We start from the raw sequence: 15,727 nt of genomic DNA on the forward strand, positions 1-15,727 counted from the left end.
TACAGAGGTAAAATAATTATTTTCGAGAGGTGGCTAACAGGTTAAAAATAGGGGTTTTGTGTACAAAAAGAAGCCGGATGAATAAGAAGTGTGAGCGCGGTAGGGTAAATGGTAAAAACAAGATGATGTGTGCCGGCCATCGGTTATTGCGGCCAACAAAAAGGCGATGCCAAGCATCGCCTTGAGTCAACGCCGCGGCGGCCGATCAGGCAGCCGGCCGGGCAATCACGCTGCGGGTTTCCATGCGCACTTCGGCGATAGTGACTTGCAGCGCATCGCCCTGGCGATACACCTCTTCACCTTTCACCTGCACAGTGCCGGTATCCTGGCTGCAAACCAGCTCGTCACGCACCGAGTGGATAAACGGTGCCGGGATAAAGGCAACGGCACCGTTGTCCACCAGGCGCACGCGCAGGCCGCCGCGGGTTACGTCGATGATCTCCGCATTGAAGCGGGTATCCGTACCGGCCTTGTCTTGCAGGAAGCGCGCGTACAGCCAGTCGCCGACGTCGCGCTCCGCCATGCGGTTCAGGCGGCGGCGTTCTGCTAACTGCACCGTGACTTCCTCCTGCGGTTTTTCAGCCGCCTGTTCGCTGATAATTGCCTTGAGCAAGCGGTGGTTCACCATGTCGCCGTATTTGCGGATCGGCGACGTCCAGGTGGCGTAGGCTTCCAGCCCCAGGCCAAAGTGCGGCCCCGGCGTGGTGCTGATTTCTGCAAAGGTCTGGAAACGGCGAATGCGGCTGTCGAGGAACGAAGTCGGCAACGCATCCAGATGGCGGCGTAGTTCGCAGAAGCCATCCAGCGTCAGCAGCTTTTCCGCCTCGGCTTCCACGCCGTTGGCCTGCAGAACGGCAACCGCCTGCTCAACCAGCGCCGGATCAAAGCCGCTGTGTACGTTATAGATGCCAAAGCCCAGCCGATCGCGCAGCACGATGGCGGCGCAGACGTTGGCGGCGATCATGCACTCTTCCACGATGCGGTTGGCCGTGCGGCGGTGTTCGGTAATGATATCCAGCACTTCGCCTTTTTCGCCCAGCACAAAGCGGTAATCCGGGCGATCCTTAAACACCAGCGCGTGTTGGGTGCGCCAGGCGCTGCGGGCATCGCTCACGCGCTTGAGCAGGGTGATTTGGCGCGCGATGGCGTCGCTTGGCGGCTGCCAGCCGGCAATGCCTTCCAGCCAGTCGGAAACGTCGTCATACGCCAGTTTGGCTTTGGATTCGATTTCTGCGGCGAAGAAACGAATATCGCTGCCCAGCGCGCCGTCAGCGCCGACGGTGACGTTGCAGGCCAGCACCGTGCGGTGTTCGTTGGCACGCAGCGAGCACAGATCGTCAGACAGATCGCGCGGCAGCATCGGGATGTTAAAGCCCGGTAGATAGTTGGTGAATGCGCGCTGGCGAGCGATATCATCCAGTTGGCTGCCTTCGGCGACGTACGCCGTTGGATCGGCAATGGCGACCGTCAACTGTAGCGAGCCGTCGGCGTTTTCCTGCACGAACAGCGCGTCATCCATATCTTCGGTGCTAGCGCTGTCGATAGTGACAAAATCCAGTGCGGTTAGATCTTCACGCGGCAGGCTGGCATCCGGCGTTTGCATGCTGACCATTTCCGGCGCTTCTTTTTCCAGATTATGGCGCGCCAGCGTAACCCACCACGGCGCGAAGTGATCGTCACCGGTCGTGATGAACTGGGTCAGGTCCGCGTAAAAGCCGCGATCGCCCTTTAACGGATGACGGCGCATTTGCGCCACCGCCCAATCGCCGGCCTGGAAGTTATGCGCCAGATCGCGCGCCGGGCGGCACTGAATCGCGTCTTTCAACAACGGATGATCCGGCACGATAGACAGCCGATCGTCTTTTTTCTGCACCCGGCCGACAAAGCGCGACAGGAACGGTTCAACCAGCGTTTCCGGCTCGGCAATCTCACGCTCTTTTTCGGTATGCAAGGTGGCAACGATACGATCCCCGTGCATGACTTTCTTCATGTACGGCGGTGGGATGAAATAGCTTTTCTGGCCATCGACCTCAAGAAAGCCAAAACCTTTCTCAGTACCTTTCACCACGCCTTCGACGCGCGGGGTCTGAGAGTGAAGTTGCTGTTTAAGCTGCGCCAGCAGCGGGTTGTCTTGAAACATATCGTCCAGTGAATGGGTTATGAGTGGCATGATTTGCGGCAGACAGTTTTACGCTAATCACCCGCTGCGGGCAAGCGTAACATCACGGTTTTCCCGTTGCTGCGCATCATTTTACCTGATGGGTGGACGGGGCGATTGCCGGTAAAACCCGGCCCTCAAGGCCGGGAGCAAAGGGGCGCATACCGCGGGCGGATTTTCAGGCGATCCTCAAGGTTTTTGGTGCCGCAGCGCAGCGGCGGATCGCCACCGGAATGGATTTGGAAGTCGGCGTACCGGTGCCGTCGCCAAAGCTGGCCAGCGGTACCAGCGGGTTGGTTTCCGGGTAGTAGGCCGCCAGGTTGCCGCGCGGGATGTCATAACTCACCAGTTTGAACCCCTGGACTTTCCGCGTGATCCCATCGTTCCACAGCGTTTCGATTTCTACCTCGTCGCCGTCTTGCATGCCCAACGCGGCCAGATCTGCAGGGTTGATGAACAGCACTTCGCGCTGGCCGTACACGCCGCGGTAGCGATCGTCCAGTCCATAGATGGTGGTGTTGTACTGATCGTGCGAGCGCAGGGTTTGCAAGGTGAACGGCGCCGGTTGCGGGAACAGCGTTGCCGGCAGCTCGGCGGCGCTGAACTCGGCCTTGCCACTTGGCGTGGCGAAGCGCAGTTCGGCGGCGGCGTTGCCAAGGTAAAAGCCGCCGGGTTGTTCGCAGCGCTGGTTGAAGTCTTGAAAGCCGGGAAGGGTTGCTTCAATGAGATTGCGGATCTGCGCATAGTCCTCCGCCAGCGCCGGCCAGTCGAGATAGCGCTTGCCCAACACCGCATCGGCGATACCGCAGACAATGGCGGTTTCAGACCACTGTGTTTCCGCCAACGGTTTACTCACGCCTTCCGAGGCGTGCACCATGCTGAAGGAGTCTTCCACCGTAATAAACTGTGGCCCGCTGGCCTGGATGTCGCATTCGGTGCGCCCCAGCGTCGGCAGGATCAGGGCATCTTTTCGGCCGGTGATCAGATGGCTACGGTTGAGCTTGGTGCTGATATGCACGGTTAAATCGCAGTTGCGCAGGGCGCTGGCGGTGCGGTCGGTATCCGGCGCCGCCGCGGCGAAATTGCCACCCAGCGCAATCAGCACCTTGACCTCGCCCCGCAACATGGCCTCGATCGCTTCTACCGTATTGTGGCCGTGTTCACGGCGCGCGGTGAAGTGAAAATGCTTCTCCAGGCTGTCGAGCAGCGCCGGCGGCGCTTTCTCGTCAATCCCCATGGTGCGGTTGCCCTGCACATTGCTGTGCCCACGCACCGGGCACAGGCCGGCGCCCGGCTTGCCTAATTGGCCGAACAGCAGTTGCAGATTGGTGATTTCACGCACCGTCGCCACCGAGTGTTTGTGCTGGGTCACGCCCATGGCCCAGGTGCAGATCACGCGTTCAGCGCTTTGATAAATCTGCGCCGCCTGGCGCAGTTGCGCCTCACTCAGGCCGGATTGCTGGGTGATTTGTGCCCAGGAGGTGGCGTCTACCTGTGCCAGATAGCCCTCAACGCCGGTGCAGTGCTGCTCAATAAACGCCAGATCGAACAGTGGCGGCTCGCCTTGCGCCAGCCGCTGGCGGTGGGTTTCCAGCAATGCTTTGACCATACCGCGCACCGCGGCCATATCGCCGCCCAGCTTCGGCTGGAAGTAGGCGGAACTGATGGGCGAGGAGATCGGCGTTAGCATCTGAATGGGGCTTTGCGGATCGGCAAAGCGCTCCAGCCCACGTTCACGCAGGGTATTGAAACTGACGATACGTGCGCCGCGCCGGGCCGCGTCTTTCAAACTGTGCAGCATGCGCGGGTGGTTGGTGCCCGGGTTCTGGCCGAAGACGAAAATGGCGTCTGCTTGCGTAAAATCATCCATGCGGATGGTGCCTTTACCCACGCCGATACTTTGTTTTAGCCCCACGCCGCTGGCTTCGTGGCACATATTCGAACAATCGGGAAAGTTGCTGGTGCCGAGCATGCGGCCAAACAGTTGGTACAGGTAAGAGGCTTCGTTACTGGCGCGCCCAGAGGTATACAGCTCGATCTGGTTAGGGTTGTCCATCTGGCGGATGTGTTCGGCGATCAGCGCCAGCGCATCCGGCCAACTGATGGGCAGGTAGCGATCGCTGGCGGCGTCGTAACGCATAGGATGGGTTACGCGGCCTTGATATTCCAGAAAGTAGTCGCTTTGCTGGCGCAGGCTGCTGACGGTATGGGCGGCAAAAAACGCCGGATCCACCGCATTGCGCGTGGCTTCCCAACTGACGGCCTTGGCGCCGTTTTCACAAAAGCTGAAGGTGCTGTGGTTGTCGTCGCCCCAGGCGCAGCCCGGGCAGTCAAAGCCGCGCACTTTGTTAACGCGCATCAGGTTGCGCAGGTTTTTCAGCGCCTGCTTGCTGTCCAGCACGTAGCGGGTGGTGGCTTCTAACGAACCCCAGCCGCCGGCTGCGCCGGTGTAGGGTTTAATTGCCGGTTTGAATTTCATAATGATCTTCGCAGGTGATGACTGTAATCAAAAAGTAAATGGTTCTTTACGTTTTTGAGTCTGTTATGTCACAAGTGTAGGAGTGTGGCGACATAGCGTCTAATTGAATAAGGCAATGGCGGGATAGAGGCGGTTTATCACGGTTGCAAGGGCGCGAACGTTATGCCATTCCCGCTCTGCACAAATCGCCGGGCCTGATTGTTTATCGCGGGTAACGCGTTCGATGATAAACTGGCGGTTATCCGGCTGCCAGTGGCTGGAAAGCTGAAACCGCCGTCAGGTGAATCGTCTTTTATCTTTTTGTCGCTGATTGGAATAAAAAAATAGACATCAAGCAACTGATCTACCTGTGTAATCTTGAACAGGAACGCCATTTTGGCCGCGCCGCCGAAGCCAGCTTCGTCAGCCAGCCCACGCTTTCCATGCGCCTGAAGAACCTGGAAAAGGAACTGGGCGTCGCGTTGATTAATCGCGGCAACAACTTTGAGGGCTTTACTGCCGAAGGGGAAAGGGTGCTGGCGTGGGCGCGGGAGATCGTCTCGGTCTACCAGGGGCTGAAGCTGGAAGTGGAATCGCTCAAGCACGGTCTGAACGGCCGGTTGCGCATCGGTGCGGTGCCGCAGTGCAGCGTTTCGCTGGCGCAGATGTTGAAGGCCGTCAGCGCAAGCTACCCGCAGCTTGATTACCGGGTGGCGGTGCTCAGTGCCGATCAACTGCTGGATGCGCTCACCGCGCATACGGTGGACATCGGCATCGGCTTTTTTGAACTGCCCACGCTGGAAAAGCTGCATTTTCAGTCGCAGCCGCTCGCCGACGGCGGCATAGACCTGGTGTTTCATCCGCAGCATTTCCCGCAGTTGCTGGGAGAAGCTCCGTTGCCGTTGGCGCAGGTTGCCGCGCTGCCGCTATGCCTGGCGGAACCGACGCGCTATTTCCGCCGCTATCTCGATCATCACTTTCACGCCGCCGGCCTGGCGCTGCATGCGCGCCTGGAGACCACGTCCATCTTTCAACTGTTGCAGGGGATTTGGGTAGGGTTGGGCTGCGGGCTGTTTCCCCGCGGCAATCTGCTGGCGCAGATGACGCCAGATTTGCAGCGCCGCCCGCTCGCTATTGCGCCGATGTCGCGGCATGCGGCGGTGGTGATTGCCGAACCGGGGCGGGCCACGCCGCTGGCCCAGCATTTTTTCGATGCCGCCCAGGCATGGCTACTGCAAGACGCTCTCTTCCGCGCCGGCTAAAGGCGCAAAATCACCCAGGCTATGGCGCAGGCGGTTTTCCCAGCCATAGAGCGCGCTACTGAGGATCACTTCCAGCACCTGGGCCTGGCTTAGCCCGATATTGAACAGCGGTTGGACGCTTTGCGGCGTGAATTTCTCCGGTGAGCGGGTAAGCTCCGCGGCGGTGGCGATCACCGCCTGCGCCAGCGGTTCAGCCGTACTCTGGGCGGTATTGACGCTTTCCAGCAACGCATGGGTCAGTGTTGCATCGGCCACCTGCGGTATCAGGCTGGCGACGCAGTAAGCGCTGCCGTTAATGCGTGAAACCACCAGCGCAGCCAGCGCTTTCAATTCGGCCGGCAGGCCATAGTCACCAGCGTTAATCTGGTTGAAGACCCCGTTGCGTTCGCGTAGCGCGGCGGCGTCGTGCGCCAGCAGCCGGTAATAGGCGTCATTACGCGCCTCAGGGTGGCTTTGATCGAGCACGTCCAACTGTTCGGCGGCGGCGGCCTCCAGCGTGATTTCCGGCAACCGCGCTTGCCATACCTGCGGTTGCTCTGCGGCGCCGAGGGCTTCGGCATCGTCCACCACCGGGAAGCCCGGCACCACCACCGCCGGCCGCCCGGCCAGCGCCGCGATGCCGGCGATAACGCGCGCCTGATAGCTGACGAAGCCGATGATTTGCGAAAAAGTGACGATATCTTCGGTGCTCAACTCAACGTCAACCAACTGTTGCAGGGCCTGCGGGGTGATCTGTGTAGGGTGTGTGGCTAACTGGCGGGCATATTGGGTGATCTGCGCCAGGCGGATGTTGCTTTTGCGCGAGGCTTCTGGGCTATCCAGCGGGGCGAGGCGGGCCGCGTAGTGGCTACAAAGCGGCTGGATACCGGTCACCTGGGCAACGGTCAGGGCGGTGCTGAGGCGATCATACAGTGACAACGTCACTTTTCTGCTTAACACCACGCGCTTGGGAAACAGCCGGTGGTAACAGGCCAGCGAGGCGTCGAACACACCTGCCCGCGCAGTCAGTGCGGCGTTCAGCGTTTCGTCGGCCAAAGCGCCAAAGCCTTGCAGAAAGCGATCGCGGATGGTGGCCGCGCCGGGCTCCAACAGGTTACCGCTGTATACGCTGCTCTGGGTTTCGTGATACCACTGGGTATTGTGTTGTCGACGTAACGGTTCCATTGGCTTAATCCTTAATCATGACCAAAACCACCGTTCAGGTAAGCGCGGTGGTTGAGTGAAGGGGCAACAGCTGCGCAGGAGTGCAAGGGAAAGCGGGTAGCGGTGGCCGTTATCACAACATGCTGCGGCGCATGTTCCGCTGATAGCCGCGATGGCGGGCCGGCAGTGCTCTTGCTTTCCCATCAGATTGATATCCTGTTGAAGAGTGGACTTTTCGTGCAGGATATCTTCACCGATAGTTATGGCGAGATAAAATAATGTTACGTGCTAATAAATAACTAAAGTGAATAAAATATACTGAGATATATTAAAAAGTAATTTACATTTGAGTTTAATGGATAACGTCACGTGCAGGATGGGGTTGCCGCGCCCATCAGGGCGCGGTTTGCGGCTGGGCAATCAGAAGCGGCCGCCGTCACGCCGCCAGGCGTCTGCGGTCAGCGCCTCGCCAAAGTGGCTGGCGATCAGACGCTTGGTGAGATCGTGCAGTGGCGCGGCCAACACATCTGCGGTGCTGCCGCGTTCCACCACCTCGCCTTCGTGCATCACCAGCACCTGATCGCTGATGTGTTTCATCATGCCAAGGTGCTGGGTCACGTAGATATAGGCGATGCCGTGTTTTTCCTGCAGTTCCAGCATCAGGTTAATGATCTGCGAACGCATTGACATATCGAGCGCGGCCAGCGCCTCATCGGCCACGATCACTTTCGGTTGCAGGATCAGCGCACGCGCCAGGGCAACGCGCTGTTTCTGGCCGGAAGCGAGCATATGCGGATAGTAATAGGCGTGATCCGGCAGCATCCCTACCTGGCGCAGCGTGAGATTGATGCGCTGTTCACGCGCGGCGCTGTCCAAATCGGTATTCAGGCGCAGCGGAGCGTCCAGCAACTGGCCGATACGTTGACGCGGATTGAGCGACGTACTGGGATCCTGGAAAATCATGCGAATGCGCTGGCTACGGTAGCGATAGTCGCCATATTCCAGGCGATGATCGTCGATCAGCAGTTCCCCCTCGCTGGGCTCAATCATGCCGGAGAGCATCTTTGCCAGCGTGGATTTCCCCGAGCCGTTTTCACCGATGATCGCCAACGTCTGGCCTTCGCGCAGGGTAAAGCTGACGGATTTCACCGCTTCCACATGCTGGCGGCGGAACAGCCCGGTGCGGTAGCGGTAGGTTTTGGTCAGATTGCGCACTTCCAACAGCGTTTCCATTTTAGTTATCCTCCATATTCAGCGGGAAGTGGCAGGCAAAAAGGTGGGTTTTGACCGGGCGCAACTGCGGCGCTTCGATGCATTTTTTCTGTGCATAAGGGCAGCGCGGCCCCAGGCGGCAGCCAATCGGCAGGTGTTCCAGCGAGGGGATCGCCCCCGGCAAGGTGTTCAGCCGGCTTTTATGCGGCAACGAACGGCCAAAATCCGGCATGGCGCGGATCAACGCCTGCGTGTACGGGTGATGCGGCGCGGCCAGCAAATCCTCGCACTGGGCGCTTTCTACCGTTTGGCCGCAGTACAATACGTTTACCCGGTTCGCCCATTTGCTCATGATTTGCAGATCGTGGCTAATCAGCAAAATCGTCGTGTTGTTGTTCTGGTTGAGCCGCGCCAGCAGGCGGAAAATTTGGGCCTGGGTGGTCGGTTCCATGGCGTTGGTCGGCTCATCGGCGATCAACAGCCGCGGCTGGTTGGCCAGCGCGATGGCAATCATCACCTTTTGGCATTCCCCTTCGGTCAGTTCGTAGGGGAAAGAACCCATGATGTCCTGGTGATCTTTGATGCCGACGCGGTGCAACAGCTCTATGGCGCGGCGTTTGCGCCAATGGAAGCGTTGCCACCAGCGGCCTTTATACGTCCAGCCGGGGATCGCTTGCACCAACTGCCGGCCGATGCTTTCAGAAGGATCCAGGCAGGACTGTGGTTCCTGAAAGATCATGGAAACATTGTGGCCGACCAGTTTGCGCCGCTCGCGCGGCGTCAATTGGAGCAGATCGATGTCGTTAAAGCGCATGCGATCGGCGGTCACCCGCCAATTGTCTTTGGTCACGCCACAGATGGCCTTGGCGATCAGGCTTTTGCCGGAGCCGGACTCCCCGACCAGGCCGCGCACTTCGCCCTCGGTGAGCGTGATACTGACGCGATCGACGGCTTTGACCGGCCCTTCGGCGGTCATAAACTCAATGGTCAGATTGCGGATATCGAGTAACGGCATTATTCCACTCCCGCATTAATTGCCCGGCGTATACCATCGCCCAACAGGTTAACCAACAGCACGCTAATTAGGATCGCCGCGCCTGGCAGCATCACCGTCCAAGGCGCAACGTACACCAGTTCCAGCGAATCACCCAGCATGGCTCCCCATTCCGGGGAAGGCAACTGCGCGCCGAGATCGAGAAAACCCAGCGCGGCGATATCCAAAATGGCCATTGACAGCGCGCGGGTGAATTCGGTCACCAGCACGGCGGCAATGTTCGGCAAAATGGCATACCACAGTATCTGTCGGGTTGAGGCGCCGTCCAGGCGCGCGGCGATCACATACTCTTTTTCCAGCTCGTCATGCACCGCACTGTAAATGGTGCGCACCATGCGCGGCAGTAGCGCCAGCCACACCGCCAGCATGGCGTGCGGTAACGCCGGCCCGATAAACGCCACCACAATGATCGCCAGCAACAGCGAAGGGATGGAGAGCAGGGTATCAAGAATATGGTTGAGCACCGCCGAACGCAGGCCGTGGGTAACGCCGGCGAAGACGCCAAGAACCACGCCGAAACAGGCGGCGGCCACGGTGACGATCAACGCGGAACCGTAGGTGGCGGCGGTGCCGGTCAGCAGGCGGCTGAGGATATCGCGGCCCAGATCGTCAGTGCCGAGGAAGAAAGAAACATTGCCATGGCGCGACCAGGAAGGCGGCAACAGTTGGTAGCCAAGAAATTGCTGATCGAGCGCGTAAGGCGCCAGCCAACCGCCGAAAACCGACAGCAGCAAAAGCAGGATGACGCCGTAAAAGCCGATCATGGCCAGCGCATCGCCGTAAAACAGCCGCCAGGTATAGCGCAGCGGGCTGGGCATTTTCTTTTCGCGGTATACGTTATCGAAGGGCATACCATTCCTTATGTTTCAGCGGGTTAGTTGCAGCGCCCAAAATATCTGACAGCACGTTGATGGTGATGACCAGCATGCCGATCACCATCACGCCGGCAGAAATCGCCGCAAAATCCTGTTGGCGGATGGCGTTTACCAGCCAGCGCCCAAGCCCAGGCCAACTGAAAACCACTTCGGTAATCATCGCCAGCGTCAACATGGTGGAAAATTGCAGCCCCAGCTTGGGAATGATCGGCGGTAACGCATTGTGCAGCACGTGGCGGCGGATAATAGTGAAGCGCGACAGGCCGCGAATGGCGGCCGCTTTGATATAGTTCTGGTCGCTGACATCGTCGGTGCTGATGCGCATCAGGCGTATCACTTCCGTTACCGGCGCCACCGCCAGCGCGGCCACCGGCAGCACCATATGGCGCAGGGCGCTGGCGATCATTTCCGTGCGGTACGGCGAATCCGACAGCCAGGCGTCGATCAGGGCAAAGCCGGTTACGGGCTGCACCTGGTATAGCAAATCAAAACGCCCGGAAACCGGCAGCCAGCCAAGGTGCAGCGAGAAAAACAGCATCAGCAATAGCGCCAGCCAGAATACCGGCATGGAAAAGCCGATCAGTGCGAAGGTGCTGATGGCGGTATCCTGCCATTTTCCGCGCATCACGCCCGCGATAATGCCCAGCGGGATACCGATAAACAACGCCAGGGTAAAGGCCAACAGGCACAGTTCCATGGTGGCGGGAAACACTTCGCGCAGTTGAGCGTTGATCGCCTGGCCATTGATGCTGGAAACGCCAAAATCCCAATGCAGCAGGCTGACCAGGTAAAAGCGGTAGGCATCCCACAGCCCGGCGCCGCTAAGCGGCGCATGCGGCGTAAAGTAGCTGAGGCTAAAGCTAACCAGCGTGAGCAGGAACAGTGTGATCACCAGCAGCAGCAGGCGGCGCAAGGTAAAGATAATCACTTTTTCGCCCCCTCGTCAGATTCACGGTACACCCCGGCAAACGACGCGTTGCCGAATGGGCTTAGCACCAGCCCGCGGATATCATAGCGGTAGGCCTGCAGGCGCAGCGAAGAGGCCAACGGCAATACCGGTAGCTCTTGCTCAAGAATTTTTTGCGCTTGCTGGTAGCTGTCGATCCGCTGTGACAACTGTTGCGACAGCAGGGCGTTTTGCAGCAGCTCATCAAATGCGGGGTTGCACCAGTGAGCATAGTTGGTTTGCGAACGGATTGCCGCACAGCTTAACAGCGGGCGGAAAAAACTGTCCGGATCGTTACTGTCGGTGGCCCAGCCGGTCAGGGTTAAATCGTGGTTGCGCTCCATCAGGCGGGCTTCCTGAAAGCGGCCTTCCACCGGCACGATATCAACCCGGATGCCGACCTGGCCCAGATCGGCCTGGATCAGTTCGGCGGTTTTCAGCGGGCTTGGGTTATAAGCCTGTGAAGCGGTCGGCACCCATAGCTTTAAGTGCAGTTGTTCTGCACCGGCCTGGCGCAGCATCTCACGGGCCAGCGCCGGGTTATATTCGGTGATGTGCGCATCGTTATCATAGGCCCAGGAGGCGCGCGGCAGAATCGAAGCTGCGGTTTCCGCCGTGCCGTAATAGATGGATTGCATCAGGCGCTGGTTATTGATGGCCAGCGCAACCGCCCGGCGGATTTTCACATTGTTAAACGGCGGTTTTTCCGTGTTAAAGGCCATGTAAGCAATGTTCATCCCCGGGCGCAGCGTCAGGCGCAGGCGTGGATCGTCGCGCAGGATCGACAGCTGGCTGGCCGCCGGGTAGGCCAGCACGTCGCACTCGCCGGTTAACAGTTTGGACAAGCGCCCGGTGCCGCCGGCGCCCAGATCGATCACCACCTGCGCCATGCGCGGCAGGCCTTTCCAATAGGCCTGATTACGCGCCAGGCGAATATATTGCCCGGAGCGGTATTCATTGAGCATAAATGGCCCGGTGCCGACCGGCTCACGGTCGATCAGCGGCTGTTTATCCCGTTTGGTCAGCGCGCCGGCATATTCGGCCGAGAGAATCGGCGCGTAGTGGGTTGCGATATGCCACAGGAATGAGGCGTCCGGCGCCTGCAGGCGGATCTCAACGGTATAGTCATCAATCTTTTTCACGCTCTGGATCGCATCGCCAAACTGCAGACTGTCAAAATACGGGTATTCGCCGCCATTGACGTTGTGATACGGGTGTTTTTGATCGAATACGCGCTCGAAGCTGAATACCACGTCGTCGGCGTTCATCAGGCGCGTTGGCGTAAACCAAGCGGTGGTCTGGAACGGCACGTCACGGCGCAGGTGGAAACGGTAGGCGGCGCCGTTATCCAGCACTTCCCAGCTTTGCGCCAGTTCAGGGATCAGGCGATAGGTGTAAGGATCGACATCCAGCAGGCGATCGTACAGCTGTGCCGCCAGGGTATCGACCGTCAGGCCGCTGCTGGCCATCTGCGGATTGAAGGTATTGAGTATGCCGCTGACGCAATAAACAAAGCCGCTTTGGCGGATATCCGGCAGCGGCGCTGCGGCGGCAGGGGCAGCGGGTGTTGAGGCGATGGCGGAGCCTGCCAGGCAGCTCAACGACAGTATCCAAAGGGGTAAAGCACGCATAGACGCTTCATGAGTTATTAAGCAATGGCGATAGTGTACCGTACTCTGGCGAGCGACCCAATTCCTTGCGAAAAATGGTTGAATTTTCTACTTTTTGGCCAACTCTGCGGCAGATTGCAGTGGGCAATCGCCGGTTTTGGCCGGCGGGCGTTTTCATGGCAAGCGCCGCAGGCCAAATCCGCGGCGTATCGGGCACGATTACCCGCCTTTGAATGCGTAACGGATTTGCAGATCCCCCGTTACCGGGGGGAGAACGCACAATGTTGATATGGTAATGAGAAAAATTCTCAACAAAGCACTTTACAGCTGATACTGATAACCATTATCATCACCTTGCACTTCACGGAAGGTAACGCCTCGTTGCTTTTTGTGGAAGGCACGACATTGCTCACATTGCTTCCAGTGTTTTTTAAGCCAGCTCGGGTGCTGGCTTTTTTTTTTGCCCGCCGACTATTAACCCGCCATTTGTCCGTCTTCTTCTTCATGGCCGTTTTGCACTAACGCATGTTTTTTCAACATTCCGCGCAGTTGGTGGTAGGTCAGCCCGAGCAGATCGGCCGCTTTGCGCTGGTTAAAACGGCCCTGTTTCAGCGCCGTTTCCAACAGCGCCTTTTCCTGCTCCAACTGCCAGACTTTCAAATCCAGCGGCAGCGCGGGTAGGTGGCTATTTGGTTCGCTTTGGGCGGCTGGCGGCGGCGTATCGTGCCGGGCGAACGGGTTGATGACGATCTCGTCCAGCTCGCTGTCGCTGGTGCCATGGCGGTAAACGGAGCGTTCAACCACGTTTTTCAGCTCGCGCACATTGCCGGGCCAGCCATAGCCCAGCAACGTGGCACGCGCCCTGGCGGTGAACCCCGGGAACAGCGGCAGCGAAAGCTCACGGCACATCTGAATGGCGAAATGCTCCGCCAGCAACATGATGTCCTGCTGGCGTTGGCGCAGCGGCGGCAATTGCACCACGTCGAACGCCAACCGATCGAGCAGATCGGCGCGGAACTTGCCCTGCGCGGCCAGCGCAGGCAGATCGTCATTGGTGGCGCAAACCAGCCGCACGTCCACCTGCAACGGCTGGCTGCCGCCCACGCGCTCCAGCCGGCCGTATTCAATCACCCGCAGCAGCTTTTCCTGCACCAGCATCGGCGCGGTTGCCAACTCATCAAGAAACAGCGTGCCGCCATCGGCGCGTTCAAAACGCCCCAGGTGGCGCTTTTGTGCGCCGGTAAAGGCGCCCGCCTCGTGGCCGAACAGTTCGGAATCCAGTAGGTTCTCATTGAGCGCCGCACAATTAAGTGAAATAAACGGCCCCTGCCAGCGGTTGGAAAGGTAATGCAGCCGGTGGGCGATAAGCTCTTTACCGGTGCCGCGCTCGCCAATCACCAACACCGGCTTATCCAGTTTGGCCAGTTGCGAAACCTGTTCCAGCACCTCGACAAATGAGTTGGCCTCGCCCAGCAGGTTTTCGATCGGTGTAGTCATGATGAAATTCGCCAATGTTTGGTGAAAATACTCACTCTACAGCATGCTGCCAGAGAGTCAAAAATAAATATTCCTTAAATTTCAATGTAATAAAAGTTGGCACGGGTTTTGATTAATCCAGTAGCAAGCTGTACCAACTCATGTGGCGCTGTAGACGCCGCCAGAAACAAAGAGGAAGTGAATTATGGGTATTTTTTCTCGTTTTGCCGATATCGTGAATGCCAACATCAACACGCTGCTGGATAAGGCGGAGGACCCGCAAAAACTGGTGCGCCTGATGATCCAGGAGATGGAAGATACGCTGGTTGAAGTGCGTTCAACCTCGGCCCGGGCGCTGGCAGAGAAAAAACACCTGCTGCGCCGTATTGAGCAGGCGGAAACCCAGCTCAGCGACTGGCAGGACAAGGCCGAACTGGCGTTGCGCAAGGATAAGGAAGATTTGGCCCGCGCGGCGCTGATCGAAAAACAAAAGGTCGCCGATCTGATTACCACGCTCAGCAGCGAAGTGGCCGCGGTGGAGGAAACCCTAAGCCGCATGAAAGGCGAGATCGGCGAGCTGGAAAACAAGCTGACCGAAACCCGCGCCCGCCAACAGGCGCTGGCGTTGCGCCACCAGGCGGCGTCTTCTTCACGCGACGTGCGCCGCCAACTGGACAGCGGCAAGCTGGATGAAGCGATGGCGCGTTTTGAGCAGTTCGAACGCCGCATCGACCATATGGAAGCCGAAGCGGAAAGCGTCAGCATCGGTAAAAAGAAATCGCTCGATCAGGAGTTTGCTGAACTGAAAGCGGATGACGCCATCAGTGAACAGTTGGCGGCGCTAAAAGCAAAAATGAACCGTTCAGAGTAATGTAGCGGCGTGGCCACAGTGAGTGTGGCCGCCCAATCAAAATGAATAAGAAGGAAAACCAATGACTGCCTTGTTACTTGCCATCCCGTTGACAATTTTCGTGTTGTTTGTCGCACCGATTTGGCTTTGGCTGCATTACAGCAATCGCCAGCAGAACGGTATCCAACTCAGCGGCCAGGAAATGCAACGCCTGGCGCAACTGACGGACAACGCCAAACGTATGCGTGAACGCATTCAGGCGCTGGAAGAAATTCTGGATGCAGAACACCCGAACTGGAGACAGTCTTAATGAGCAATCCGTTGGGCAGTAAGAAACTGTATCGCGTGCCGGAAGAGGGCATGCTGAAAGGGGTTTGCGCCGGCCTGGCACACTATCTGGACGTGCCGGTGCGGTTGATTCGCGTGATCGTGGTGCTGTCGCTGTTTTTCGGGCTGTTTTTCTTTACCGTGGTGGCCTATATCGTACTGGCGTTTGTGCTGGACGAAGCGCCCTCCAGCAGCTTTGCCGGCGAACAGCAGAAAACGCCGCGCCAGTTGCTGGACCAACTGGAGTATGAGTTGGGCAGCGGCGAACAACAGCTGCGCCAGATTGAGCGTTATGTCACTTCCGACGCCTTCGGCGTGCGCAGCCGCTTTCGCAACCTGTAACCCGCCTACCATCA

13 protein-coding genes are annotated in these 15,727 nt (G+C 58.5%); 4 read left to right on the forward strand and 9 right to left on the reverse strand.

What is annotated here, in order from left to right; all coding sequences use genetic code 11:
* Positions 1 to 205: 205 nt before the first annotated feature.
* Together ABFX35_RS07575 and ABFX35_RS07580 are read right to left on the reverse strand one after the other, a co-directional pair.
* Positions 206 to 2,140: an exoribonuclease II gene (locus tag ABFX35_RS07575; RefSeq protein ID WP_346080878.1), complete on the reverse strand. Its 1,935-nt coding sequence runs from the start codon at positions 2,138 to 2,140 to the stop codon at positions 206 to 208.
* A gap of 196 nt (positions 2,141 to 2,336) precedes the next feature.
* A complete protein-coding gene (locus ABFX35_RS07580) occupies positions 2,337 to 4,637 on the reverse strand; it encodes an FdhF/YdeP family oxidoreductase (protein ID WP_346080113.1) in 2,301 nt (766 codons plus the stop codon).
* 323 nt (positions 4,638 to 4,960) lie between these two features.
* On the opposite strand from ABFX35_RS07580, the gene ABFX35_RS07585 reads away from it, so the two are divergent.
* Positions 4,961 to 5,878, forward strand: coding sequence for a LysR family transcriptional regulator (locus tag ABFX35_RS07585; protein ID WP_346080880.1), 918 nt, complete (start codon positions 4,961 to 4,963; stop codon positions 5,876 to 5,878).
* On the opposite strand, the gene ABFX35_RS07590 is transcribed toward ABFX35_RS07585, so the two are convergent.
* The 7 genes from ABFX35_RS07590 to pspF form a co-directional block, all read right to left on the reverse strand.
* Positions 5,846 to 7,042, reverse strand: coding sequence for a CMD domain-containing protein (locus ABFX35_RS07590; RefSeq protein WP_346080115.1), 1,197 nt, complete (start codon positions 7,040 to 7,042; stop codon positions 5,846 to 5,848). The two genes, ABFX35_RS07585 and ABFX35_RS07590, sit on opposite strands and share 33 nt — an antisense overlap.
* Before the next feature lie 399 nt (positions 7,043 to 7,441).
* A complete protein-coding gene (gene sapF / locus ABFX35_RS07595) occupies positions 7,442 to 8,254 on the reverse strand; it encodes a putrescine export ABC transporter ATP-binding protein SapF (RefSeq protein WP_279023854.1) in 813 nt (270 codons plus the stop codon).
* A gap of 1 nt (position 8,255) precedes the next feature.
* A complete protein-coding gene (gene sapD, locus ABFX35_RS07600) occupies positions 8,256 to 9,248 on the reverse strand; it encodes a putrescine export ABC transporter ATP-binding protein SapD (protein ID WP_279023855.1) in 993 nt (330 codons plus the stop codon).
* A complete protein-coding gene (gene sapC, locus ABFX35_RS07605) occupies positions 9,248 to 10,138 on the reverse strand; it encodes a putrescine export ABC transporter permease SapC (protein ID WP_279023857.1) in 891 nt (296 codons plus the stop codon). The genes sapD and sapC overlap by 1 nt, the downstream gene beginning before the upstream one ends.
* The gene (gene sapB / locus ABFX35_RS07610) at positions 10,125 to 11,090 is read right to left on the reverse strand and encodes a putrescine export ABC transporter permease SapB (RefSeq protein ID WP_279023859.1); all 966 of its coding nucleotides are present in this window, start codon (positions 11,088 to 11,090) and stop codon (positions 10,125 to 10,127) included. Before sapB ends, sapC begins: the two co-directional genes overlap by 14 nt.
* Positions 11,087 to 12,739 (reverse strand): ABC transporter substrate-binding protein SapA, encoded by a 1,653-nt coding sequence (gene sapA / locus ABFX35_RS07615; protein WP_346080119.1) that lies wholly within the window; start codon positions 12,737 to 12,739, stop codon positions 11,087 to 11,089. The genes sapB and sapA overlap by 4 nt, the downstream gene beginning before the upstream one ends.
* 453 nt (positions 12,740 to 13,192) lie before the next feature.
* Positions 13,193 to 14,215, reverse strand: a complete 1,023-nt coding sequence (pspF, locus tag ABFX35_RS07620; RefSeq protein WP_346080121.1) for a phage shock protein operon transcriptional activator — start codon at positions 14,213 to 14,215, stop codon at positions 13,193 to 13,195.
* A gap of 184 nt (positions 14,216 to 14,399) precedes the next feature.
* Here pspF and pspA point away from each other — a divergent pair, with 184 nt between their 5' ends.
* From pspA to pspC, 3 genes are all read left to right on the forward strand, one after another.
* Complete coding sequence (gene pspA / locus ABFX35_RS07625; protein ID WP_121552559.1) at positions 14,400 to 15,065, forward strand: phage shock protein PspA; 666 nt, start codon at positions 14,400 to 14,402, stop codon at positions 15,063 to 15,065.
* Positions 15,066 to 15,126: 61 nt separating this feature from the next.
* Positions 15,127 to 15,354 carry an envelope stress response membrane protein PspB gene (gene pspB / locus ABFX35_RS07630; protein ID WP_095848790.1) on the forward strand — a complete coding sequence of 76 codons (228 nt, stop codon included), beginning with the start codon at positions 15,127 to 15,129 and terminating at the stop codon, positions 15,352 to 15,354.
* Positions 15,354 to 15,713, forward strand: a complete 360-nt coding sequence (gene pspC / locus ABFX35_RS07635; protein ID WP_279023866.1) for an envelope stress response membrane protein PspC — start codon at positions 15,354 to 15,356, stop codon at positions 15,711 to 15,713. Before pspB ends, pspC begins: the two co-directional genes overlap by 1 nt.
* Positions 15,714 to 15,727: the final 14 nt, after the last annotated feature.

It is taken from the genome of Gibbsiella dentisursi (assembly GCF_039539505.1).
GTDB lineage: Bacteria > Pseudomonadota > Gammaproteobacteria > Enterobacterales > Enterobacteriaceae > Gibbsiella > Gibbsiella quercinecans.

Coding starts and splice junctions, on each gene's coding strand:
- sapF (WP_279023854.1), bottom strand. CDS start 8,254: ATGGAAACGCTGTTGGAAGTGCGCAATCTGACCAAAACCTACCGCTAC.
- pspC (WP_279023866.1), top strand. CDS start 15,354: ATGAGCAATCCGTTGGGCAGTAAGAAACTGTATCGCGTGCCGGAAGAG.
- pspF (WP_346080121.1), bottom strand. CDS start 14,215: ATGACTACACCGATCGAAAACCTGCTGGGCGAGGCCAACTCATTTGTC.
- sapA (WP_346080119.1), bottom strand. CDS start 12,739: ATGCGTGCTTTACCCCTTTGGATACTGTCGTTGAGCTGCCTGGCAGGC.
- pspB (WP_095848790.1), top strand. CDS start 15,127: ATGACTGCCTTGTTACTTGCCATCCCGTTGACAATTTTCGTGTTGTTT.
- ABFX35_RS07580 (WP_346080113.1), bottom strand. CDS start 4,637: ATGAAATTCAAACCGGCAATTAAACCCTACACCGGCGCAGCCGGCGGC.
- ABFX35_RS07590 (WP_346080115.1), bottom strand. CDS start 7,042: ATGGAACCGTTACGTCGACAACACAATACCCAGTGGTATCACGAAACC.
- sapC (WP_279023857.1), bottom strand. CDS start 10,138: ATGCCCTTCGATAACGTATACCGCGAAAAGAAAATGCCCAGCCCGCTG.
- pspA (WP_121552559.1), top strand. CDS start 14,400: ATGGGTATTTTTTCTCGTTTTGCCGATATCGTGAATGCCAACATCAAC.
- sapD (WP_279023855.1), bottom strand. CDS start 9,248: ATGCCGTTACTCGATATCCGCAATCTGACCATTGAGTTTATGACCGCC.
- ABFX35_RS07575 (WP_346080878.1), bottom strand. CDS start 2,140: ATGTTTCAAGACAACCCGCTGCTGGCGCAGCTTAAACAGCAACTTCAC.